Annotated in this window: 17 protein-coding genes; 15 read left to right on the top strand and 2 right to left on the bottom strand. The window is 71.5% G+C overall.

Translation table 11 applies throughout. The annotated features are described in order from the left end of the window. Positions 1-705: 705 nt before the first annotated feature. Positions 706-1,935, bottom strand: coding sequence for a pyridoxal phosphate-dependent aminotransferase (locus OG746_RS27505; RefSeq protein ID WP_266719501.1), 1,230 nt, complete (start codon positions 1,933-1,935; stop codon positions 706-708). Between the two features lie 266 nt (positions 1,936-2,201). Here OG746_RS27505 and OG746_RS27500 point away from each other — a divergent pair, with 266 nt between their 5' ends. The 11 genes from OG746_RS27500 (at position 2,202) to OG746_RS27450 (ending at position 15,134) form a co-directional block, all read left to right on the top strand. Further along, entirely contained in the window at positions 2,202-2,423 is a 222-nt protein-coding gene (locus OG746_RS27500) for a hypothetical protein (RefSeq protein ID WP_266719499.1), read from the top strand. 110 nt (positions 2,424-2,533) lie between these two features. Beyond that, positions 2,534-2,884: a 4Fe-4S dicluster domain-containing protein gene (locus OG746_RS27495; RefSeq protein WP_266719497.1), complete on the top strand. Its 351-nt coding sequence runs from the start codon at positions 2,534-2,536 to the stop codon at positions 2,882-2,884. After that, the gene (locus OG746_RS27490) at positions 2,868-4,922 is read left to right on the top strand and encodes a hypothetical protein (protein ID WP_266719495.1); all 2,055 of its coding nucleotides are present in this window, start codon (positions 2,868-2,870) and stop codon (positions 4,920-4,922) included. The genes OG746_RS27495 and OG746_RS27490 overlap by 17 nt, the downstream gene beginning before the upstream one ends. Further along, complete coding sequence (locus tag OG746_RS27485) at positions 4,912-6,219, top strand: ATP-grasp domain-containing protein (RefSeq protein ID WP_266719493.1); 1,308 nt, start codon at positions 4,912-4,914, stop codon at positions 6,217-6,219. Before OG746_RS27490 ends, OG746_RS27485 begins: the two co-directional genes overlap by 11 nt. Further along, positions 6,203-7,483 carry an ATP-grasp domain-containing protein gene (locus OG746_RS27480; protein ID WP_266719491.1) on the top strand — a complete coding sequence of 427 codons (1,281 nt, stop codon included), beginning with the start codon at positions 6,203-6,205 and terminating at the stop codon, positions 7,481-7,483. The genes OG746_RS27485 and OG746_RS27480 overlap by 17 nt, the downstream gene beginning before the upstream one ends. Then, a complete protein-coding gene (locus tag OG746_RS27475) occupies positions 7,480-8,715 on the top strand; it encodes an MFS transporter (protein ID WP_266719489.1) in 1,236 nt (411 codons plus the stop codon). The genes OG746_RS27480 and OG746_RS27475 overlap by 4 nt, the downstream gene beginning before the upstream one ends. Position 8,716: 1 nt before the next feature. Next, positions 8,717-9,955, top strand: a complete 1,239-nt coding sequence (locus OG746_RS27470) for an ATP-grasp domain-containing protein (protein ID WP_266719487.1) — start codon at positions 8,717-8,719, stop codon at positions 9,953-9,955. Beyond that, positions 9,945-11,933, top strand: a complete 1,989-nt coding sequence (locus OG746_RS27465) for an FAD/NAD(P)-binding protein (protein WP_266719485.1) — start codon at positions 9,945-9,947, stop codon at positions 11,931-11,933. The genes OG746_RS27470 and OG746_RS27465 overlap by 11 nt, the downstream gene beginning before the upstream one ends. Continuing rightward, on the top strand, positions 11,930-13,282 hold the full coding sequence (locus OG746_RS27460; RefSeq protein WP_266719483.1) for a fatty acid desaturase: 1,353 nt from the start codon (positions 11,930-11,932) through the stop codon (positions 13,280-13,282). The genes OG746_RS27465 and OG746_RS27460 overlap by 4 nt, the downstream gene beginning before the upstream one ends. Before the next feature lie 44 nt (positions 13,283-13,326). Continuing rightward, the gene (locus OG746_RS27455) at positions 13,327-13,794 is read left to right on the top strand and encodes a cobalamin-dependent protein (protein ID WP_266719481.1); all 468 of its coding nucleotides are present in this window, start codon (positions 13,327-13,329) and stop codon (positions 13,792-13,794) included. Then, a complete protein-coding gene (locus tag OG746_RS27450) occupies positions 13,791-15,134 on the top strand; it encodes a methylaspartate mutase (protein WP_266719479.1) in 1,344 nt (447 codons plus the stop codon). Before OG746_RS27455 ends, OG746_RS27450 begins: the two co-directional genes overlap by 4 nt. Positions 15,135-15,137: 3 nt before the next feature. On the opposite strand, the gene OG746_RS27445 is transcribed toward OG746_RS27450, so the two are convergent. Continuing rightward, on the bottom strand, positions 15,138-16,160 hold the full coding sequence (locus OG746_RS27445; protein ID WP_266719477.1) for a helix-turn-helix transcriptional regulator: 1,023 nt from the start codon (positions 16,158-16,160) through the stop codon (positions 15,138-15,140). 262 nt (positions 16,161-16,422) lie between these two features. Between OG746_RS27445 and OG746_RS27440 the strand changes: the two genes are divergently transcribed. From OG746_RS27440 to OG746_RS27425, 4 genes are all read left to right on the top strand, one after another. Then, positions 16,423-16,722, top strand: a complete 300-nt coding sequence (locus OG746_RS27440) for a WXG100 family type VII secretion target (RefSeq protein WP_111662277.1) — start codon at positions 16,423-16,425, stop codon at positions 16,720-16,722. A gap of 75 nt (positions 16,723-16,797) precedes the next feature. Further along, positions 16,798-17,115 carry a DUF6317 family protein gene (locus OG746_RS27435; RefSeq protein WP_266719471.1) on the top strand — a complete coding sequence of 106 codons (318 nt, stop codon included), beginning with the start codon at positions 16,798-16,800 and terminating at the stop codon, positions 17,113-17,115. 44 nt (positions 17,116-17,159) lie between these two features. After that, positions 17,160-17,882 (top strand): hypothetical protein, encoded by a 723-nt coding sequence (locus OG746_RS27430; protein WP_266719469.1) that lies wholly within the window; start codon positions 17,160-17,162, stop codon positions 17,880-17,882. Positions 17,883-17,892: 10 nt separating this feature from the next. Further along, entirely contained in the window at positions 17,893-22,368 is a 4,476-nt protein-coding gene (locus OG746_RS27425) for a DUF6531 domain-containing protein (protein WP_266719467.1), read from the top strand. Positions 22,369-22,571: the final 203 nt, after the last annotated feature.

Genomic DNA, 22,571 nt, shown 5'->3' with positions numbered 1-22,571 from the left:
TTTGGCTGAGACGAGTTCCGCGTCCCCTCCCCGCATAGCCACCCAGTCCTCGTGGTACTCACAAAGAACGCGACTGTCCTCGTCTCCGCCCAATCGCTTATTGGCGCCTAGAGCATCCAAATAGAGCTGTAGGCCGTCCGCGGCTGCCATGGACGCCTGCCAGTCGTAGCGATCGTATGTATTGGCCCCCGAGTCATCGGGTTGAGGCTCCGTGACGACCAATTCCACAGCAGTCACCTCGGACTGCTCTGACGACTCGGACAACGCGCCCCCACACGGTCTCGGCGTAACAGTCCACAGATTTTGACACGGGAGCTGGCATATGCATAGCAGTGCTCACACGCCCTCTTGTCCGGCCACCACCGACCAACTGGCGGTATAGCGAGGGCCAGAGGCTGCAAACCTAGCCACCGTCCTAGTTCGACCTGGCCAGTCGTGATGGCACCGACGGGATGGCTCGCCACCGGAATAAGAGCCTCCGGTAAATACACGGTGAGCTGGGTGATCAGAACGCCCCGCCTGCGTCTAAATACCAGGTCAGGGCATCGATGAGACGGCAGGGGTGCAGTCTTGGCCGCAGGTTCGAGTCCCGCCGAAGGCCCCCAAAAAAAGAGGCCCTACTCCGGTAGGGCCTTCTTACTAGGCAGGGGCGGACGGCCTCGCGATGGCTCGTGGTGGGTGACGGGCCGCCGCCCGCACGTGGTGTCAGGCCCCCGCCTCCGCGAGGAGCTTCTGGAGGCGGGTGAGGCCCTCCGTGAGGTCGGTGTCGCCCAGGGCGTAGGAGAGGCGGAGGTAGCCCGGGGTGCCGAAGGCTTCGCCGGGGACCACTGCCACCTCGGCCTCTTCCAGGATGAGTGCGGCCAACTCGACCGAGCTCCGGGGGCGCTTGCCGCGGATCTCCTTGCCGAGCACGCCCTTCACCGAGGGGTAGGCGTAGAACGCGCCCTCGGGCATCGGGCAGACGACGCCGTCGATCTCGTTCAGCATCGGGACGATCAGGTTGCGGCGGCGGTCGAAGGCCTCGCGCATCGTGGCGACGGCGGACAGGTCGCCGGAGAGGGCGGTGATCGCGGCGGCCTGGGCGACGTTGTTGACGTTCGAGGTGGCATGCGACTGGTGGTTCGTCGCGGCCTTGACGACGTCCTGCGGGGCGATGATCCAGCCGACCCGCCAGCCCGTCATCGCGTACGTCTTGGCGAGGCCGTTCACCACGATGCACTTGTCCCGCAGTTCGGGGACCAGCACGGGCAGGGAGTGGAACTCCGCGTCGCCGTACACCAGATGCTCGTAGATCTCGTCGGTCAGCACCCACAGGTCGTGCTCGACCGCCCAGCGGCCGATCGCCTCGACCTCGGCCGCGCTGTACACAGCGCCGGTCGGGTTCGACGGGGAGACGAAGAGCAGCGCCTTGGTCTTCTCCGTGCGCGCCGCCTCCAGTTGCTCGACGGTGACCTTGTAGTCGGCCCCCTCGTCGGCGACGACGTCCACGGGGACGCCGCCGGCGAGGCGGACCGACTCCGGGTACGTCGTCCAGTACGGGGCCGGAACGATGACCTCGTCGCCCGGGTCGAGGATCGCGGCGAAGGCGTTGTAGATGGCCTGCTTGCCGCCGTTGGTGACCAGGACCTGCGACGGGGCCACCTCGTAGCCGGAGTCGCGGAGCGTCTTGGCTGCGATGGCCTCGCGCAGCCCCGGCAGTCCGGCCGAAGGCGTGTAGCGGTGGTTGGCCGTGTCACGGCAGGCCGTCACGGCGGCCTCGACGATGTAGTCCGGGGTGGGGAAGTCGGGCTCGCCGGCGCCGAAGACGATCACGGGACGTCCGGCGGCCCTGAGCGCCTTGGCCTGGGCGTCCACGGCGAGGGTGACGGACTCGGAGATGGCGGCGACCCGGGCCGAAATGCGGCTCTGGGACTGGGGAGTTGCGGCTGCGGTCATGAGCGGCAGCCTTGCACCCGTACGACAGAGGCGACAATGTACGGCCGTCCCTGATGTCCATATTCGCGCGGTTCAGGAGTAATGCCCCTGTGTCGCGTTACGACAGGCGCAATCAGGACGGTCGCCCGGCATTGCTCTTCGCGCCGCGCCGACCTGAACATGAGTGACGTCCGAGCCGGTCGCTTCTTTCCGCAACGGGCACCTCACCGCGTTTTCCCGGGATATCGCCGTCCCGGTGTCCGCCATGCCAGAAAGCGACACACCACATGCCGAGCCGCACCCGAACCACCCCCCGAGCCGTCCCCGGCATCACCTCCCGTATCGCCCTCAGCTCCGCCGCCTGCCTCTCGCTCGCCCTGGGCGCCGTGACGCTTTCCGGCGGGCTCTGCCCGACCTCCGACGAGGCCCGAAGCCAGGCGCTGGAGCAGGTGACGTCGCAGGTGAACGCCTCCGTCTCGACGTCCACCGACGACACCGGGTGGGGCTGAGCCGCACCCCTCGGGATCCGGAACACCGAAATCCGGAACACCTGAATCCCGAAGACCGGAATCGAAGACCGAATCCCGAACATCGAGGAATTCCTCAGGAAAGCGGAACGATGCAGAGCGACGAGACCGGAACAGACGCCCCGCCGCCCGCCACGACTTTCTCGCGGCGCCTCAAGGAACACCGCCGCAACGACGAGTGGAAGAAGGCGCCGCGCCGTATCGAGCAGGCCGAGTGCATCGGCTGCGACTCGTGCATGCGGGCCTGCCCGCCGCAGTTCAGCGCGATCTACAACCACGGCCTCGACGTCGTGATCATCCCGGAGCTGTGCAACGGCTGCGCCAAGTGCGTGCAGGCCTGCCCCGTCGACTGCATCTACCCGGACGACAACTGGCAGCCCACCGACCAGTCGATGTGGACGTACGTCGAGGGACAGGAGGAGTTCCGTGCAGTCGTCAACTGACGTCCTGCCCGCCCCGACGGACGGCCTCGTCGTACGCCCCACGGTCGACGACCTCATCACGCACCCCACGGCGGACGCCCCCGCCGTCGCCCCGCCCAAGAGTGCCCGGCGGCTCGCCATGGAGGAGGCCCGGCGCAGCAAGCGTCCGAGCCGGGCCGACCGGCAGGCCGGGGCGTCCCCGCACCCCGAACGCACCCTCGACGACGCCGGGTTCCCGAGGCTGCTCCAGCAGACCCTCACCGCCGCCCGCGGCGCGGCGAGCACCCGCGAGATGGTCGAGATCCTGATCACGCTCGGCGGCCGGCTCGACGCCGACACAGCCCGGCGGTCGCTGACCCGCGCGGAGACGGCGGCCGTGCGGATGCTGACCGCGCCCGGCCGCACTCCCGGCGCCGGTGAGCCCGGCGGACCCGAGCGCGCCCGCGCCACGAGCGACCCGGATGAAGCCCAAAGAGCGGGCGCCGAGGCCGCGTTCACCTCTACCCTCGCCCTCTCCCCGCAGGGCCGGCTCGTCGTCACCGTGCCCCAGCGCCGGTCGCTGCCCGCCGAGGCCGCCGCGACCGGGGTCGCCGCCCGGATCACCTGGAGCCGGGACGATCTCGCCGAGTACGTGCGGCTCTTCGCCGACGTGCGGCGGCGCACCGAGCACGAAGTCGCCGAGTGCCGGGGCCTGTTGGACCGCCTCGGGCAGGACGGGCGTACGGCCGCCGTCGACGCACTTCGCGGGGCCGTCTTCCTCGTTCCGCCCGTGATGCTCTACAAGGACGACTCGGTCTTCTCCAACCTGAAGGACGAGAAGAACCTCACCGGCAAGAGCCTGCTGCCCACCCACCCCGACTGCTTCTTCCACCATCTCGACAGGCTGCCGCTGGAGTTGTGGACGGATGACGAGGCGGTGGTCGTCGCGTGCCTGTGGCTGGCGTACTCCTCGGGCGGCCCCAACCGTGTCGAGAGCTTCAACGGCGTACAGCTGTCCCTGGAGAACGTCGCCGACAACTTCCGTACGACCAGGGGTGTTTATCTGCAGGCTGCTCCTGAGCTTGTGATCGACGAGCTGGCGGACGCGGGGCTCTCGGGCGTCGAACTTCCCTCCATTGAAAGCCTGTTGGCGTCTGCCGGGCAGATCGCCGATGCGCGGGCCCGGCTCGTGGCCGAGCGGCGCATCCACTACGACATCAACGCCACCATCCGCCGCAAGTCGGAGCGGGCACTGCCGCGCGCCGAGCGTCCCGGTCCGCACGAGCTGGGTGTCTGTGAGCGTCTCGGTGAGCTGCTGCCCGGCGCCGGGCGGGACTTCGCCGGCGTACTCGACGTGCTGGACGACGCCTGGTTGCAGGCGCCGCGCGGCGGGTTCGCGACCGGGTTCGAGGCGCTGGTGGAGGCGACCGTGCACGCCTCCGTCGACCTGTTCGGCGCGGACTTCGCGATGAGCCGGGGCATCCGCTCGCTGCCGAAGCTGATCGACGCGCTCGGCCGGCGGGACTGGGCGGAGATCGTCTCCTGGGAGCTGCCCGACTTCTACTGCTGCGTCGTCCCCTCGGCCCGCGCCTTCGAGCTGCACGGCGGCGACCGGCTGAAGGTCGCCGACTCGGCGTGGGCCATGTCGGCGCGCATGCAGTACAACACCTGGCACGTGATGCCGGGCAACCTGCCCAAGGACCCGGCCGTGCAGGCCCGCGACTTCCTCTCCCCGCACGTCCTGCCCGATCTCGCCGTCCACTCCGACCTGCACCACCGCGGGCACGTCGCCAACCTGATCCGGTTCTCGGCGCGCAGCCCCGAACCGGTGCGCATCACCGACGAGATCACCTTCAAGAGCCTCACCGACCTGCGCGTGCTGCGCTGCACCGGGGAGCCCTTCGACCAGGCGGACCTCGTCGGGGTCACCCATGTCGCCCGGTTCCTGGCCCAGTTGTCCGAGCGGGTCGCCGCGGCCGCCGTCGCCGGGCGTCCGATCGAGGTCACTTCCTTCGACCACCGCTGGCACCGCACCTCCATCGCCGGCCCCGTCCCCTCTCTGGAGAGCCATGTCCTCTGAGCCGTCATCTGAGCCGTCCTCCGAGTCCGCTGTGCCGCAGCAGGTCCTCGTCTACGTCAATCTGCGCCGCACCCCGCTGGAGCAGCGCTCCGCCCTGTACGCCGCCCATCGCCTCGGCTACGGCGTCGCGCTGATCGCCGACGCGCCGCCGGCCGGGCTGCCGACGGAGATCGTCCGTACGGTCCACCAGGTCGACACCTACGACGACGCCGCGGTGGACGCCGCGGTCGCGGCCATCACGGCCGAGTTCGACGTCGTGGGCGTCGTCACCTGGTCCGACGCGGCCGTGGAGACGGTCAGCCGGATCGCGCAAGGGCTCGGCCTTCCGGCGGCCTCGACGGAGGCGGCCCGGATCTCCCGCGACAAGTTCCTGATGCGGCAGGCCCTGACCTCCGTACGACCGGACCTGTCGCCGCGCTTCGCCCGCGTCACCACCTGGGAGGAGACCGCGAAGGCGGCCGCGGAACTCGGCTTCCCGCTGGTGCTGAAGCCGGCCACGGGCAACGGCAGCAAGGGCATCTACCAGGTGCACGGCGAGGACGAACTCCGGCCCGCCTTCGAGCAGTTGACGTCCTATGTCCGCCCGGAGATGGACCGCGTCTTCACGGGGCACGCGGGCGAGATCGTCATCGAGCAGTTCCTGGCCGGCACCGAGCACAGCATCGAGGGCTGGGTCCAGGGCGGGCAGGTGCACATCGCCGGCATCACCGACAAGACGACGACGGAGCCCTACCGTCTGGAGGCCGGACACGCCTTCCCGACCTCGCTGCCCGAGGCCTCCGTGGCCGCCGTGCACGAGCTGACGCACGCGGTCGCCGAGGGATTCGGCATGGACGACTGCGCCTTCCATCTGGAGGCGATGGTCGGGCCCGACGGCAAGGCGCGGATGGTGGAGTGCGCGGCCCGGGTGGGCGGCGACTTCATCACCTCGCACCTGGTGGGTCTCGCGACAGGCGTCCCGTTCTGCGAGAACACCGTGCGCGTCGCGACGGGCCAGGCCCCACGGGCCGCTGAGGGCACTCCTCTCCACTCGGGACTCCGCAAGCTGCTCGCTCCCGCCGACGGCGTCCTCGCGAGCGTCGAAGGCGTCGACGACGCGTTGCGGGTGCCCGGCGTCGAGCACATCGTCGTCGAGCGGAAGCTGGGCGCGACGGTCCAACTGCCGCCCGCCGACTACATGTCGAGCACCATCGGCGTCATCATCGCCACCGGCGGCAGCGCCGCGGCCGTGCAGGCCGCCCTGGACGCCGCCGAGGCCGCGATCACGATCGGGATCTCGGATGCCGACGCCGCCTGAGGGCGCCCGGCCGGCGGCGGCCGGGCGGGCCCCGGACGCCGCCCCGACGGTCCTGGTCGTCGGCTCCACCACGCCCTCCCCGCACGGCCAGAACCAGCTGACCCGACTTGCGGCCCAGGCCCGGTCCCGCGGGCTCCGGCTGATCGGCGCGGACACGGCGCGGGCGCTGGGGTCCGGGGTGTGGCGGATGCCCGCCGACACGCACCTGCCGCTGGAGTACGCGGACCCGGGGGCCTGCCGGGAGTTCGCCGCGGCGCATCCCGGCATCGACGCCGTGGTCACCGTCAAGGAGGGCTGCGTACTCGCCGTCGCCCACCTCACGCGGGCGCTGGGCGTGGCGGGCAACGACCCGGAGGCGGTGCGGACGGTCCGTACGAAGGACCTGTGCAGGGCGGTGCTGCGGGAGGCCGGTTTCGCGCAGCCCGGGTTCGCCGTCGCCGCCGGCCAGGAGGAGGCCGCGGGCTTCCTCGCCGCCACTGAAGGCCCGTGGATCGTCAAGCCGCGGGACGGCATGGGCAGCGCGGGCGTCTCGCTCGTACGGGACCACTCCGGGCTCGGCCCGGCCGTCGCGGGCCTCGAACCGCCTTTCCTGGTCGAGGAGTTCGTGGCGGGCGCTGAGTTCTCCGCCGAGGGCGTCATGGTCGGCGGCAAGCCGTGGGTCCTCGCCCTGACCGCCAAGCGCACCGGCGCCGGCTTCGTCGAGACCGGCCACCGCACCCCCGCCCCGCTGGACGCGGCCACGGCCGCCGCCGCACGGGACGCGGTGGCCTCGGCGGTGACCGCGGCCGGGCTCACCCACGGGGTGCTGCACGCCGAGTTCTGGGTCACGCCCGCCGGTGCGATCGTGCTGGGCGAGATCCACGCCCGGCCGGGCGGCGACTTCATCCACGCCCTCGTGGAGGAGACCCGGCCCGGCTTCGAGCTCTACGGCACCCTGCTGGACGACCTGCTGGGCCGCCCGGTCGCCGAACCGCCCGCCGCCCAAGGCGCCGCGGGCTCCGACTTCCTGGTGCTCGGCCCCGGCCGGATCGCGTCGGTTACCGGCTGGGACGCGGTCGCCGCGGACCCGGTGCTCGTCGCCGCCCACCTCTTCGTCGGCGCGGGCGATGTCCTGACCGAGGTCGCCGACTCCGCGGGACGGCACGGCGTGCTCGTCGCCACGGGGCCCGACCTCGCGGCGGTCGACGCGACACTCGCCGCGGCGAGGGCCCGGCTCGACGTACGCCTCGACGGGTACGCGCCCCTGCCGGGAGGCACCCCGTGACCGTCGCCGCGCCGAAGCCGTCCGTCGCCCGCGGGCCGGTTCGGCGCGTTCTCGCCACCATCACCCTCGACTATCTCCTCTCCCACCTCGGCTACTTCACCCTGCTCCCGGTCCTCCCCCTCCTCGTCCCGCGCCTCGACCCGGGCGCCGGGGCGTGGTGGGTCGGTACCGCGCTGCTGTCGCTGACCGTCGCCGTCCGGGCCGGTTCGCTGACCTGTGGCGGGCTGTTGCAGCGGACGCCGGTGCGGGCGGCCATGGTCGGCGGGCTGCTGCTCGCGGCCGCCGCCTTCGCCGTGCTGCCGTTGGCGCCGGGGATGTGGGCGGTGGTGCTGTGTCTGGTGGTCGCCGGGTTCGGGATCAGCGTCAACGCGCTCACCGCACGGGCCTACGTGGCCGTGACGCTGGACGCCGCCGCCGACCGCTCCACCGTCTTCTCGGCGATCCAGGTCGCCGTGAACATCTCCGCCGCGCTCGGCCCCGTCATCGCCAACCTGCTGTTCGGCGGCGCCCGTTACGGCCTGCTGCTCGTCCTGGTCGGCGCCCTGTACGCGGCCGCGGCGGCGACCGTCGCGGTCACCGTTCCGCGCGGCCTCAGGCTGTCCGACGGCGACACCCGGCCCCCGCTGAAGCTGGGGCTGCTGAAGGTCGTCGTCACCGATCCAGCGGTGCGCCGCGTGTCCCTGCTGGCCGCCGCCGGAAGCCTGCTGTACGCGCAGTTCTTCTCGGCCCTGGCCCTCGGCATCGCCGAACTCAGCGACAACACGGCGGTACGCGCCGGGTACTTCACGCTCAACGCCGTCCTGGTCGTCGCCCTTCAGATCCCGGTCACGGTGTGGATGAACCGCGACCTTGCGCGCGGGGTGTCGCCGATGCGTCATCTGCGGCTGGGCACCGCGGTGTTCGCCCTGTCCTTCGTCCTGCTCGGCGTGGACAGCGACGGCCTGGTCACCGCGTTCGGGGCACTGGTGGTGTTCACGCTCGCCGAGACGGTGTTCTCGCCGACCGTCTCCACCGCCTTCGCCGGGCTCGACGGCGACCGGCCGGTCGTCGAGGTGTTCAACCTGCGCCAGGTCGCCACCGCCACCGGCGAGTCCGCAGGCTCGTTCGCGGGCGGCTCGCTGTTCCTGCTGGCGGGCGCGCACGGCCTGACCTCCGGTTACTGGTTCACGCTCGCCGCCATCGGCCTGCTGGCAGCCGCCGCCGTCCGTACCGTCCCGAAGGGAGCCCACTGACATGCGTCTGATGCTCATCGGCTACAACGACGGCGTCCTGGCCGCCCTCGACGACAGCCGCCCCGCCGGCAGTGTCGTCCTCGTCGAGGAGGCCGACCTGTGGGAAGCGAAGGGGCTCGCCGCCCGCGCTGCCGCCCACCCCTGCCTCGGCGAGGTCCGCTTCGGCCGCTATCAGCAGGACGAGCAATTCCTGGATGTCGTACGGGACTTCGGCCCTGTGGATGCGGTGGTGGCCGGGCTGGAGTACGCCGTCGTGGCCGCCGCCCGCGCCGCGGAGGAGCTCGGGCTTCCCGGCCCCGGCGCCAAGGCCGCCGCCGTACTGCGCGACAAGCTGCTGCTGCGCGAGACGATGCGGGCGGCCGGGCTGCCCACCCCGGCGTTCCGCGAGGTCGGCTCCGCCGAGGACATCGCCGCGTTCGCGGCCGGCGGCCCCTGTGTCGTCAAGCCCGCGGGGCGGCAGGCCAGCCTCGGCGTACTGCTGCTCGACGCAGGGGCCGACCCCGGGGCGGCCTGGCGCCACTGCACCGGCGCCGACGAGGGACGCCAGCTCGCCAAGCGGCCCATGACCTGGCGCTATCTCGCCGAGGAGCGGCTGTACGGGCCGGAGTTCTCCACCGAGGGCCTGGTCGACGAGGGCCGGGTCGTCTTCTGCAACGCCACCCGCAAGTACACCCTCGAAGGACCGAGCCCGGTCGAGACGGGACACACCGTCCACGCCCAGGACCCGTCCTGGACAAGGGAGTTGCAGGCGTTCGTCGACGCCATCGGATACGGCAGCGGCATCCTGCACGCCGAGTGGGTGCGCACCGCCGACGGGCCCCGCCTGATCGAGTGCGCCGGACGTCCGCCGGGCGACCGGATCATGGACCTGATCGACCTGGCGTACGACGTCGATCTCCACGGCCGCTGGATCGCCACGCTCCTCGGCGAGGACACCGGGCCCGCGCCGACTCCCGTACGGGCGGCGGCGATCCGCTTCCTGACCGCCCCGCGCCCCGGCACGATCACCGGCATCGACGGCGCCGACGCCGTGCGCGCCCGGCCGGGGGTCGTCCGCGTCGACCTCACCCGCAAGCCGGGCGACACCGTCACCGACGTGCGCTCCTCCTGGGACCGGCTCGGCTCCGTGATCACCACGGGCGTCGACGCCCCGGCCGCCGAGCGCGCCGCACGGGAGGCGGCGGACCTCATCACCGTATCCCTGAACACCGCTCCGGAGACCAACTCCCATGACAGGTGAGCGCCTTGAGATCTGTGTCGTCGGCGCGGGGCCGCGCGGCCTCTCCGTGCTGGAGCGGCTGTGCGCCAACGCGCGCGACCGCCGCCCCGCCGGACCGATCGTGGTCCATGTCGTCGACCCGGACCGGCCGGGCGCCGGGCGGGTGTGGCGCACGGACCAGTCCCGGCATCTGCTGATGAACACCGTGGCCTCGCGGGTCACCGTGTTCACCGACGCCGGCACGCCCGTCGAAGGACCCGAGGAGCCGGGGCCGAGCCTGTACGAATGGGCCCGCTTCCGCACGGTCATGGGCCCCTTCGACGACACGCAGGACGACATGGAAAGCGGGGCGGAGGGCTGGTCCGACGCGGACTGGGCGAACGCGGACGGGGCTGTCTCAGACGGTGCGGACGGTGCCGCCCTCGCCGAGATGCGTGATCTCGGCCCCGACAGCTACCCCTCGCGCGCCCTGTACGGCCGCTACCTGGAGTGGGCCTTCGGCCGCGTGGTGCGCCGGGCCCCCGAGCGGCTGACGGTGCGGGTGCACAGGTCGCGGGCCGTCGCCGTCGACGACGCGGCCGAACCGCCGTACCAGGAAGTTCTGTTGGACGACGGCACGCTGCTCGACCGGCTGGACGCGGTGGTGCTCAGCCAGGGCCACGTGCCCGCCCGGCTGTCCCGCGCCGAGGAGGAACTCGCCCTCGGCGCCATCGACCACGGCCTGGTCTACGTACCACCCGCCAACCCCGCCGACCTCGCCCTCGACCGGCTCGTCGCCCCCGGCGAACCGGTGCTGCTGCGCGGCCTCGGGCTCAACTTCTTCGACCACATGGCCCTGTTCACCGAGGGCCGCGGCGGCACCTACGAGCGCACCGCCGACGGTCTGGTCTACCGGCCCTCCGGACGGGAGCCGCTGATCTGCGCGGGCTCACGGCGCGGGGTGCCCCACCGGGCGCACGGCAGGAACGAGAAGGGCGCGCACGGCCACCATGTGCCCCGGCTGCTGACGCCGGAGCGCATCGAGCGGCTGCGCGGCGGCGACCGGCTCGACTTCCGCGCCGACCTGTGGCCGCTGATCGCCAAGGAGGTCGAGACCGTCTACTACGAGACGCTGCTGGCGGGCCGGGTGCACCGTGCCGAGGCCGGGGCCTTCGCGGCCCGTTTCGCCACGGCGCCGCGCGGCGACGAGGACCGGCTGCTGACGGAGGCGGGCGTCCGGGACGCCGAACGCTGGAACTGGGACCTGGTCCACCGCCCTTACGGCGCACGGGACTTCAGCTCCCACGAGGACTTCACGCACTGGCTGGTCGACCATCTGCGGGCCGACGCGCGCGCCGCGCGGCTCGGCAATGTCAGCGGCCCGCTGAAGGCGGCCCTCGACGTCCTGCGCGACCTGCGCGACACGATCCGGCTCGCGGTGGACCACGGTGGCCTCGACGGCCGCTCGCACCGCGACGACCTCGACCGCTGGTACACGCCGCTCAGCGCGTTCCTGTCCGACGGCCCCTCCGCACACCGGGTCGAGCAACTGACGGCACTGATCGAGGCGGGCGTGCTGCGCGTCGCGGGCCCGGGCACCCGGGTGACGGCCACCCCGGAGGGCTTCGCCCTGGAGTCCGACGTCCCCGGCGTCCGGCTCACGGGCCGCGTCCTGTTCGAGGCCCGGCTGCCCGCACCCGACCTGCGCCGCACCGCCGATCCGCTGCTGCGGCACCTGCTGTCGGCCGGCCACTGCCGCCCGTTCCGGGTGCGGTCCGCCGACGGCACCTCGTACGAGACCGGCGGCCTCGACGTCACCGACCGCCCGCACCACGTCGTCGACGCCACCGGCCGCCCGCACCCCCGCCGCTTCGCCCACGGCGTCCCCACCGAGTCCGTGCACTGGGCCACCGCGACGGGCGTCGGCCCCGGCGTGGACTCGGTGACGCTGCGCGACGGCGACGCGCTGGCCAGGGCCGTGCTCGATGCCGCGCCCGGCTTCGCGGGAGCGCCCGCATGACCTCGACCACCGCGACGGCCGAACCGCTCGACCCGACGCCCCAGGAGGAGTCCCCGATGACCGTCGTGTCCGACCTCACCGCCCCTGACCACGCAGCCGGATCCGGCACACCCGCACCGGGAACCGGCACGCCGGCCCCCGGACCCGTGGCGCCCGCCCCTGATCCCGTGGCGCCCGCCCCCGATCCCGTACGCGAGTCCATGGGGCGCGTGCCCCGTGTCCTCCAGTACCCGCTGACGCTCCTCACCGGCAGACCCCTGGCAGGACAGGCACCGCTGAGCTGGTGGACGCCCGCCTTCCATCTCTTCGCGGCGCTCGCCTCGATGCTCGCCGGGGTCGCCGTCTCGGTCACCGGCTGGGCGCTGGCGGGGAGTTGGCTGCTCCTGCTGCTGCCGGGCTGGGCGATGACGCTGCACGGCATGCGCAACCTGCGCATGATGGTCTACCACCAGTGTTCGCACCGGAACATGTTCCGCCGCAGAAAGCTGGACACGGCGATCGGCCGGGCGACGTCGAGCCTGCTGATCGTGCAGCACTTCGCCCGCTACAGCGAGGAACACGTCGGCGACCACCACGCGGCCCACCACATGACGCTGCGCGACCCCACCGTGCAGGCCTTCCTGATCAGCCTCGACCTGCACCCGGGCATGACCCGCCGGCAGATGTGGCGGCGCACCCTCGGCAAGCTGCTCTCACCGGTCTTCCACGCCACGTTCGCCGTGGCCAGGGCCCGCTCCTTCTGGCACGGCTCCTCGCGCGCCGAGCGGCTCACGGCGGCCGTGCTGTACGGCGGTTCGGCCGTCGCCTGTCTGCTCACGGGCACGTGGGCGGCGCTGCTCGTCGTCTGGTTCGTGCCGCTCGTGCCGCTGTTCCAGCTCAGCAACACCCTGCGCCTGTGCGTCAAGCACACCTTTCCGCACCCGGAGCAGACCGAGCGGCGCGGCAAGGCGTACTTCGGTTCCCTCACCAACGCCATCTTCATCGGTGAGGCGGCCCCCGCCCCCGGAGCCGCGCCGCTGCGGGCCACCGCCGCCTGGCTGCGCTGGACCGCCCGCATGCTCTTCGTGCACCTGCCGAGCCGCTACCTGGTCCTGACCGGCGACACCGTCGTCCACGACTTCCACCACCGCCGCCCGGCGGCCCGCGAGTGGGCCGACTACCTCTTCGCCCGCCAGGCCGACGCCGACCGGGGCAGCGCCGGCTGGCCGCCCTACCACCACGCCTGGGGCCTGGTGCCGGCGATCAACCTGGTCTTCGACTCGCTGTCCGCGGCCGACCCCGCGGAGTTCGACGTACGACGGATACGGGACGTCAGCAGGCGGGAGCTGTTCGCCGCCTTCGACGACTGACCCTCCCCGTCCGAGAGCCGCCCAGATCCGACCGGAGCCGCCCCATGCACAGACGCACCGTGATCCTCGGCGTCGCCGCGAGCGACAGCCATGCCGTGGCCAACCAGCTCATCGCGCACACCCTGCGCGCCCGTGGATTCCAGGTGATCAACCTGGGCACCTGCACGACCGTCGACGAGTTCGCCGCCGCCCACCGCGAGCACCCCGACGCAGAGGCCGTCCTGATCGGCAGCCTCAACGGCCATGCGTACGAGGATCTGCTGGACCTCCCCGAGGCGCGCGCCCGGGGCCTGCTCGGCTGTCCGGTCCTGGTGGGCGGCAACCTCTCCGTGGGCAGCCGCAAACAGTCCGCCGACATCGAGCGGCTCTACGCCATCGGGGTCCACCGCGTACTGAACGACGCGTCCGAACTGCCTGCCGTACTCGACGAGTTGGCGGCCCCGACGCCGGCCCCGGCCGCGACTCCGGCTCCGGCACCGACTTCGGCCCCGACGCCGGCGGGTGCCTCGTGACGACCGCCACCGAACTCCCGACGCTCCACGAATCCGTCGCGTACGTCGGCGCGTTGGGGAAGGCCACCGTCGCCGACGTGCTGCGGGAGGCCAGGGCCGCCGGCCGCCTGGCCCTCCAGCCGCGCTGCGGGGTCGGCTCGCACCCCCAGATGTCCACGCTGCTCAAGGACATCGAGCGACACGCCGCCCCCGACGTCCTGTCGCTCACCATCGACGCGCACACCCGCCTCGGCCGCTTCGACCACGCCCGGTCGGTCCTCGACCGCAACCCGGCCGACCTGAACGGCTATCCGCTGGTCTCGCACGGCTGGCGGCGCGGCCGCGAGCTCAACGAGGCGGTCCGCGCGCCCCTGGAGGTCCGGCACGGCTCCCCCGACGCCCGGACGCTGTTCCGCACGGCCGTCGCCGCCGGCATCACGTCCTTCGAGGGCGGCGGCATCTCGTACAACCTGCCGTACTCCAAGGACGTGCCGCTCGAACGGTCCCTGGCCGCGTGGCGCGAGGTCGACGCGGCCTGCGGCGAGCTGGCCGAGCTCGGCCTCGTCGTGGACCGTGAGCTGTTCGGCACGCTCACGGCCGTCCTGATGCCACCCTCGGTCAGTCTCGCCGTCAGCGTCCTGGAGGCGGTCGCCGCCGCCCGCGAGGGGGTGCGCTGCATCTCGGTCGCCTACCCGCAGGGCGGCCACGCCGAGCAGGACGTGGCGGCGCTGCGGGCCATCCCGCTGCTCGCCGCCCGCCATCTGCCGGCCGGCGTCGAGGTCCACGCGGTGCTGCACGAGTTCATGGGCGTCTACCCGCGCGAGCGCGCGCACGCCGAGGACCTCATCCTCTACGGCGCGCTCGTCGCCCGGTACGGCGGCGCGACCAAGCTGATCACCAAGACGTACCAGGAGGCGTACGGCATCCCCGACACCCGCGCCATCGTCGACGGTCTGCACCTCGCCGCCCGCGCCAACTCGCCGCTGCTCGCGGGGTGGCGGCTCGACGAGGCAAGGATCGCCGAGGAACTGGAGTGGCTGCTCGCCGAGGTCGACGCGCTGGTGGCGCCGGTGCTCGACAGCCGCCTCGGCCTCCACGAGGCCATCGCCGCCGCCTTCGCCGACGGCACCCTGGACATCCCGTTCAGCGCCAGCCGGCATGCCCGCTCGGCGGTGATCCCGGGCCGTGCGCGGGACGGCGCGATCCGCATCCTGTCCGCGGGCGCGCTGCCCCTGCCACGGCACCTGCGGGACCGGAACACCGACGCGCTGCGGACCCGGCCCACGGACCTGTACGAGGCCCTCACCAGGGACATCGACCACTTCCCGCGGCTGTTCGGGGAGCCGAACCACCGCCTGTGAGGGTCACTTGGCGGGTTCGGCCAGCAGCCCGTGCTTGTGGATGAGATAGCCGGCCTGGAAGCGGCTGCGGGCGCCGAGCCCGTCGAGGATGCGGGAGACCCGGCGCTGGCAGGTGCGTAACGAGACACCCAGCCTGCGGGCGATGGCGGCATCGTCCATGCCGCTGGCCAGCAGCCTCAGCAGCGCCTTGTCGACGTCCTCCGACAGCACTTCCATGCGCTCGCGCGAGGTGTCGACCTCGAACGGATCGGCGTTGAACCACACATGCTCGAAGGCCTGCACGGCGAAGTTCACGACGCTGGGTTCCTCGATGAGCACCGCGCCCAGGTTGTTGCCCGCGTGGGAGATCACCGCGACCCGGCGGTCGAACACGATCAGCCGCATGAACTCGGCCGACGCGGTGCGCACTTCGCCGCCCTTGTGGGTGATCCGCTCGACGTAGGCGGCCGTCGGCAGGCTGAAGCGGGCGCTGTGCTGGTAGAGCGTGCGCATCCGTACGCCCCGGCCCAGCATCGCCTCGTCCCGCTCGATCGCCTCCTCGAGGACCTCGGTGCGGCGGCCTCCGCCGGGCTGCGCGGTGAGGACCTCCTCCTGGCAGTTGGCGGCGCGCTCGGCCAACACGTTGCGCACGTCCTGGAGTTCCGTGAGCACCTGCACGCCCTTGGCGCGCTGCCGCCAGGCCAGGCTGTTGTGGTAGACGGGGGCCAGGCTCTCCAGGTCGCGGCGGGCGTGCGCGATCAGCTCGGTCTGCTTGCGCAGCTCCGTCTCCAGCGGCAGCAGGGTCAGCAGCGCCGCGGACTCCGGGCCGACCGGCGCATAGCGGTGGCAGTCGGGATCCTCCTGGTGCAGCAGGCCGAGACCCAGCAGCCGCGCCAGTGACTCGGTCACATCGCTGTCGGTGATGCCCAGTTCCGCGGCCAGCGCCGGCACGTCGAAGGGGGTGCCGTCGAGCACCCGCTCGTATACGAGTCCGTCACCCGGCTGAAGTCTCAGATCGGTCAGGCTGTCCCACACCAAGCGGCCCATGGTGCTCCCACGTTCCCGTTCCCACAATGTAAAGAACCAGAGAACAGCCCCGTTGCCGTAACCCGGCCGGAACGTTAACAGAGCTTTCGAGCGGCCGACCAGTAGGTGCTCACAGGGTGGAACGGCCCCCTTGATCGCTTGCCGGCCCCTTCTTTCGTCACCGTTCGGCAACAGCCATGAACCGCCTGGCCAGGTGCCCCGTAGACCCCGGTGTGCGCGGATCTAGGACCGCGGGCGAATCGAGACGAGAGAAGGAACCGAGATGGCCGGCGGCAACATTCAGATCAGCCCGGACGAGATGCGCGAGGCGTCCACCTGGCTGCAGAACCAGAAGGAACTCATGCAGCAGAGCCTGCACGAGGCCAACACGAAGATGGACGAGATGGTCGAGGCGGCGTACGCGACGCCGGGCTCCGAGAGCAAGTTCCGCCCGTACTGGGAGGAGTACAAGAACGGCACCGAGAAGGCCATCGAGGGTCTGCAGGGTGTCAGCGAGTTCATCAAGCAGGTCGCCGACGCGTTCGTCGACACCGACGACCAGACGGCCGGCTCCATCGGCTGAAGCGCCCCGCATCGCCCGGCCCCGCTCTCCCCGTGAGGGCGGGGCCGGGCGGCTGGGACAGGAGAGGAGACACCGATGAGTGGTCGCATCAGCGTTCCCGTGCAGGATCTGAAGGACACCGCCAAGGAGCTCCAGAACATCGGGGATCTGATCGGCAACTCCGCGACGCTCTACCACGCCGCCGGCGACGACGGGGATTTCAAGAGCCTGGCCGGCGACAGCAAGCTCGCGGACGCCCTCGACGCGTTCGACAAGGCGTGGGTGGCGGGTCACGAGCGGGTTCACGACAACGTGAAGAAGTTCTCCGACAACACGGACACGATCGCCGAGAACTTCACGCAGACCGACGACGAGACCATCAAGTCGCTGGACGAAGAGAAGCAGGACGCGTGACGGAGGAACGTCGCGAAGAACGTCACGCGGAAGGGAAAAGCACCATGACGGAGCCGGGTACGGAACCGGGAACGGAGCGGCCGGAAACGGCCGCGCCCGCGGAGTACAGCCTGAGGTTCCCCGACTCGTGGTGGCACCTCGACCTCGACCCGAACACCCGGGACGCGTCGATCCGCCGCCGTATCGAGGCACAGGTGGAGAAGGCCCCGCAGCTGACCCGCGAGCAGGTGGACGGGCTGATCCGCAGCACGCGGCGCATCGCCCGCGAGGCGCACGCGAAGGGCGCGCTGCGGGCGTCGGGCATGCTCAGGATTCTGCGTGCGGGCAGCGGCCCGCTGGTGCTCAGCGCCACCACGGTGGTGCTGCGGATCTCCGTCCCCGAGGAGGAGGCGGAGGACCTGGCGGACCTCGTCATGGCCGCGGGCGTCCAGCTCGGCACCGACGCGGAAGGCAGCGGACTGCCGCCCGGCGAGGTGGAGTTCGTGGAGCTGCCGCACGTCGGGGCGGCCGGGCGGATCTCCCGTATCGAGGACATCGACTACAACGGGACGCGGGTGCCCACCGCGGTCCGGCACACCCTGGTCCAGGTGCCGAACAGCCACGACTATCTGGTGCTCGCCAGCTCCACCCCCAACGTGGATCTGGCGGAACAGTTCTACGAGGTCTTCGACGCGATCGCGGAGTCGCTCCGTTTCGGTGACCCGTCCGATACGGCCGCGGAAGCCGCCGACGCAAGCCCCATGGGCGCAACAGAACAGGGAAAGTGAGGTCGCGGCCATGGCGCGCCCTGCGGTGTCCGATTGGGAAGACGTCTTCGGGTTCTCGGACGACCCGACCCCGGGTGATGCGGACATGCTCGGAGACCTCGCCCGCCAGTACCGCTCCGTAGCGGACAACGCGGGCGATGCCCTGCCCCTCGTCTCCGGTCTGGAGAACAACCAGACCGGCGAGGGCAAGACGATGGACAAGCTCCGGGACAAGCTGGGCGACCTGGCCGAGCAAGTACGCAAACTGCACAGCTCGTACGACCAGGCGGCCGGCGCCCTGGACACGTACGTGCACTCGCTGCGCGATCAGCAGCGCAACGCCGACAACGCCCTGGAGAAGGGGCGTGAGGCCAAGGCGCGGCTCGATTCGGCCACCGATGTGGTGAGTGCGCTCACTGCCGACATCAGTCACCTCGACGGCCAGAAGCATCCGCCGGACGACAAGGCGGCACGGGCCAGCACCCGGCGCGCCCTGGACGAGGCGCACAGCAAGCAGTCCGGCGCACAGGCGCAGGCCGATGACGCGCAGGCGGATCTCGACGCGGCCCGCATGCTCGCCGAGGATGCGCGGCAGGTGCGTGAGGAGGACGCGTCCGTAGCGGCGCAGAAGTTGGACGACGCGCGGGGCGAGTCCGTCGCCGGCTACAGCCTCTGGGACAAGATCAAGAAGGCGTTCAGCAAGGCGCTCGCGATCATCAGCGCGGTGTTGGGTGTGCTGGCGATGCTGATTCCCGGGCTTCAGGGGCTCGGCATCGCGCTCACGATCGGCGCCGTCGTCGCCGGCGTCGCGTCACTGGCCATCAATATCTCGATCATGGTCGAGACAGGCGACTGGGACATCGGCGAGATCATCCTCGGCGTCGTGGGCCTGGTCGCGGGCGGCGGCGCGCTGCTCAAGGGAATCAAGGGAATCGGGTCGGCCCTCAAGGGCGTCAAGCCCGCCTCGGCCAAGGCGGGCGACGCTCGTGGCGTGGGCCGGGGGCTGGGCAGCCGTAAGTGCAAGACCGACCCGGTCGACGTGGCCAGCGGTGAGATGGTGCTGCCGCAGACCGATCTGTCGCTGCCCGGCGTGCTGCCGCTGGCGATCTCCCGTACGCATCTGTCGACCTACCGCTGCGGCCAGTTCTTCGGCCCCTCCTGGGCCTCCACCCTCGACGAGCGCCTGGAGATCGACGACCGGGGGCACGTGTGGTGGACCCGCGAGGACGGGTCGATCCTGACCTATCCCAGCCTTCCCAACGCCGAGTCCGACGAGCCGGTGTGGCCCGAGGAAGGCGACCGCATGCCGCTGACCTGCGCGGGAACGGACGACGTCACGGGCCGGGTCACGTACCGCGTCACCGACCCTCACACGGGTGTCGTCCAGACCTTCGCGGATCACCCCGACGACGAGAACGGCCTGTACTGGCTGACCCGTTGGCACGACCGGAACGACAACGAGGTCACCGTCTCCCGTCTGGAGGACGGCACCCCGACCGAGCTCCTTCACTCCGGCGGCTACCGCGTCGAGGTCCGCTGCATCGCCGGGTTGATCACCGGCCTCTCGGTCGCCACGCCCGAGGGCCCCGTCGAGGTCATGTCCTACGAACACGACGCGGACGGCAACCTCACGCACGTCATCAACTCATCCCGCAAGCCAATGGTGTTCGGCTACGACGACCAACACCGCCTCACCTCCTGGACGGACCGGAACAACTCGACCTACCGGTACGTCTACGACGACGCCAACCGCATCACCGAGACCGTCGGCCCCGAGGGGTACCTCTCCTCGAGCTGGTCGTACGACCTCGAGCAGCGGCGCACGCACTACACGGACGCCGTGGGCGCCACGCACATCTACCAGCTCAACGACCACCACCAAGTCGTCGGTGAGACGGACCCCCTGGGCCACACCACCACCTCCGAGTGGGACCGCTACGACAACCTGCTGGCCCGCACCGACGCCCTCGGCAACACCACCCGCTACGAATACGACCGGGCACACAACTCCACGGTCGTCGAGCTCCCGGACGGCAGCAGGTCCACGACGGCGTACAACGAGCTGAACCTGGCGGTCACGGAGACGGGTCCGGACGGCGACGTCTCGCGGCAGGAGTTCGACGAGCGGGGCAACCTCGTCGCCTTCATCGCGGCCGACGGGTCCACCCACCGGCTGGCCCGGCACGGCACCGGGGCCCTCGCCTCCGTCACGGACCCGACGGGAGCGGTCGTCACGTACGAGACCGATGCCGCGGGGCTCACCGTGGCCCGCGACCGGGGTGACGGGAGCAGGACGACGGCCGAGCGCGACGCCTTCGGCCGCATCGTCGCCCTCACCGATCCGCTGGGCGCCGTCGTGCGCAGCGAGTGGACCGTCGAGGGGCTGCTGGCCAAGCGCACCGGGCCCGACGGCCGCGTCGAGCACAGGACGTGGGACGGGGAGGGCAACTGCTGCTCCGCCACCAACCCGGCGGGGGCCACCACCCGCTACGAGTACACCCACTTCGACCTGGTCGCGGCCCGCACCGGGCCCGACGGGGTGCGCCACACCTTCGGCTACGACCGGGAGCGGCGCCTCACGCAGGTCACCAACCCGCAGGGCCTGACCTGGGACTACACGTACGACGGGGCGGGCCGCCTGATACGCGAGTCCGACTTCGACGACCGTGAGGTCGGCTACGCCCACGACGCGTCGGGCCGCACGGTCGTCCGTACGACGCCGCTGGGCGAGGAGATCGCCTTCGAGTACAACTCCGTCGGCGAACTCGTGCGCAAGGACGTGGCGGGGACGGTCACGTCCTACGACTACGACCTGGCCGGGGAGCTCACCCGGATGTCCTCCGCCGAGTCGACGGTGGAGTTCGAGCGGGACGTCATGGGCCGGGTGCTCGCCGAGACCGTGGACGGCCGCCGCACCGCGTTCGGCTACGACGTCCTCGGCCGCCGCACCTCCCGCACCACCCCCACCGGCGTCGTCACCGAACTCACCTACGACGACCGGGGGAACCGCGACGGCCTCTCGATCGACGGGCACCGCGTGGCCTTCAGCCACGACGCGCTCGGCCGGGAGCTGGCACGTGCCTGGGGCGCGGAGACCGTGGCCGCCACGACCGCTTGGGACCTGGCAGGGCGCGCCGTCACCCGCGGCCTCACCGCCTCCGGCCGGGCGCTGCGCGACCGTCGCTACACCTATCGCGGCGACGACCTGCTCACATCCGAGACGGAGGCCGTCACGGGCCGGACCCGGCAGATGGAACTCGACCCGGCCGGGCGCCCGTTGACGGTCACCGCCGAGAACTGGACCGAGTCCTACGCCTACGACCAGGCGGGCAACCAGACGTCGGCGACGTGGCCGGAGAAGGCCGGCCGCACCGAGGCCCGCGGCGAGCGCACCTACACCGGCACCCGCGTCCAGGCGGCTGGAGGCGTGCGCTACGAGTACGACGCCGCGGGCCGCATGGTGCTGCGCCAGAAGCGCCGCCTGTCGAAGAAGCCCGACACCTGGCGCTACACGTGGGACGCCGAGGACCGGCTCACCGTGTGCATGACGCCCGACGGCACCCAGTGGCGCTACACGTACGACCCGATGGGCCGCCGCACCGCCAAGTACCGCGTGGCGGAAGACGGTTCGGTGGCGGAGACGGTCCGCTTCACGTGGGACGAGACCCGCCTCGCCGAGCAGACCGAAAGCACCACCGGCGTCACCACCACCTGGGACCACGAGGGCCACCGTCCCCTGACCCAGCTGGAGCGCAGGCCGCGGACCCAGGACCCGAGGACGCAGGAGGAGTACGACTCGCGGTTCTTCTCGATCGTCACCGACCTGGTGGGCGCCCCCACCGAACTGGTCGACGAGCGGGGCGACATCGCCTGGCGCTCCCGCGCCACCCTGTGGGGCACCACCAGCCGCAACCGGGACGCCGTCGCGCTGACGCCGCTGCGCTTCCCCGGCCAGTACGAGGACACCGAGACCGGCCTCCACTACAACTACTTCCGCCACTACGACCCCGAGACCGCGCGCTACGCCTCCCCCGACCCGCTGGGCCTCGCGCCGGCCGACAACCCGGTCACGTACGTCCACAACCCGCACACCTGGGTCGACGTGCTCGGCCTCGCTCCGGAGAGCTGCTCGTCGGTCCCTCAGAATCAGCACCTTCCCACCAAGCGCGGCGCGTTCGTGGCGGCCAAGCGGGATCTGGGCATCAAGAAGGATCAGCTGCCCGACTACATCACTCGCCCGAACATGACGGACGGTAAGGGCGCAAATGTCTTGAAGAACGGCGAGCCGTTCGAGACCCGCCAGCTCCACTACACGCTCGGCGACGGCAGAAAGGTGGCCATCCAGGACCACGGCGCCGGCCACATTTACGGTCCCAAGGGCACCCCCGGAAACCAGGGGCCGCACTTCAACGTGCGCCCCGACAACGGCCCCGACGACCTCCGAAACGGTAAGGTCCCCGGAACCTCGGAGCACTACAGCTGGGGTAAACGGCCCTCCAATGTCTGAATCGCGCGTACCGACCGGAGGGCGGCACATGGCCTGGACCGATCACGTCGTCCGGTCGACGGGACTCGTGAAGATCTACGGGGGCGATGTGCCACCCCTGCGCGGGGGTGCACCTGCACCGGCGCGGACGAGCTGAGCGCGGTGGACGGCACGTCGACGTGCCGCAGGAGAAAGCGCAGTTCCTTTGGCGAGCAAGAAACCCG

Source organism: Streptomyces sp. NBC_01016, assembly GCF_026341035.1.
GTDB lineage: Bacteria > Actinomycetota > Actinomycetes > Streptomycetales > Streptomycetaceae > Streptomyces.
This window is presented reverse-complemented; position numbering and strand designations above follow the sequence as displayed.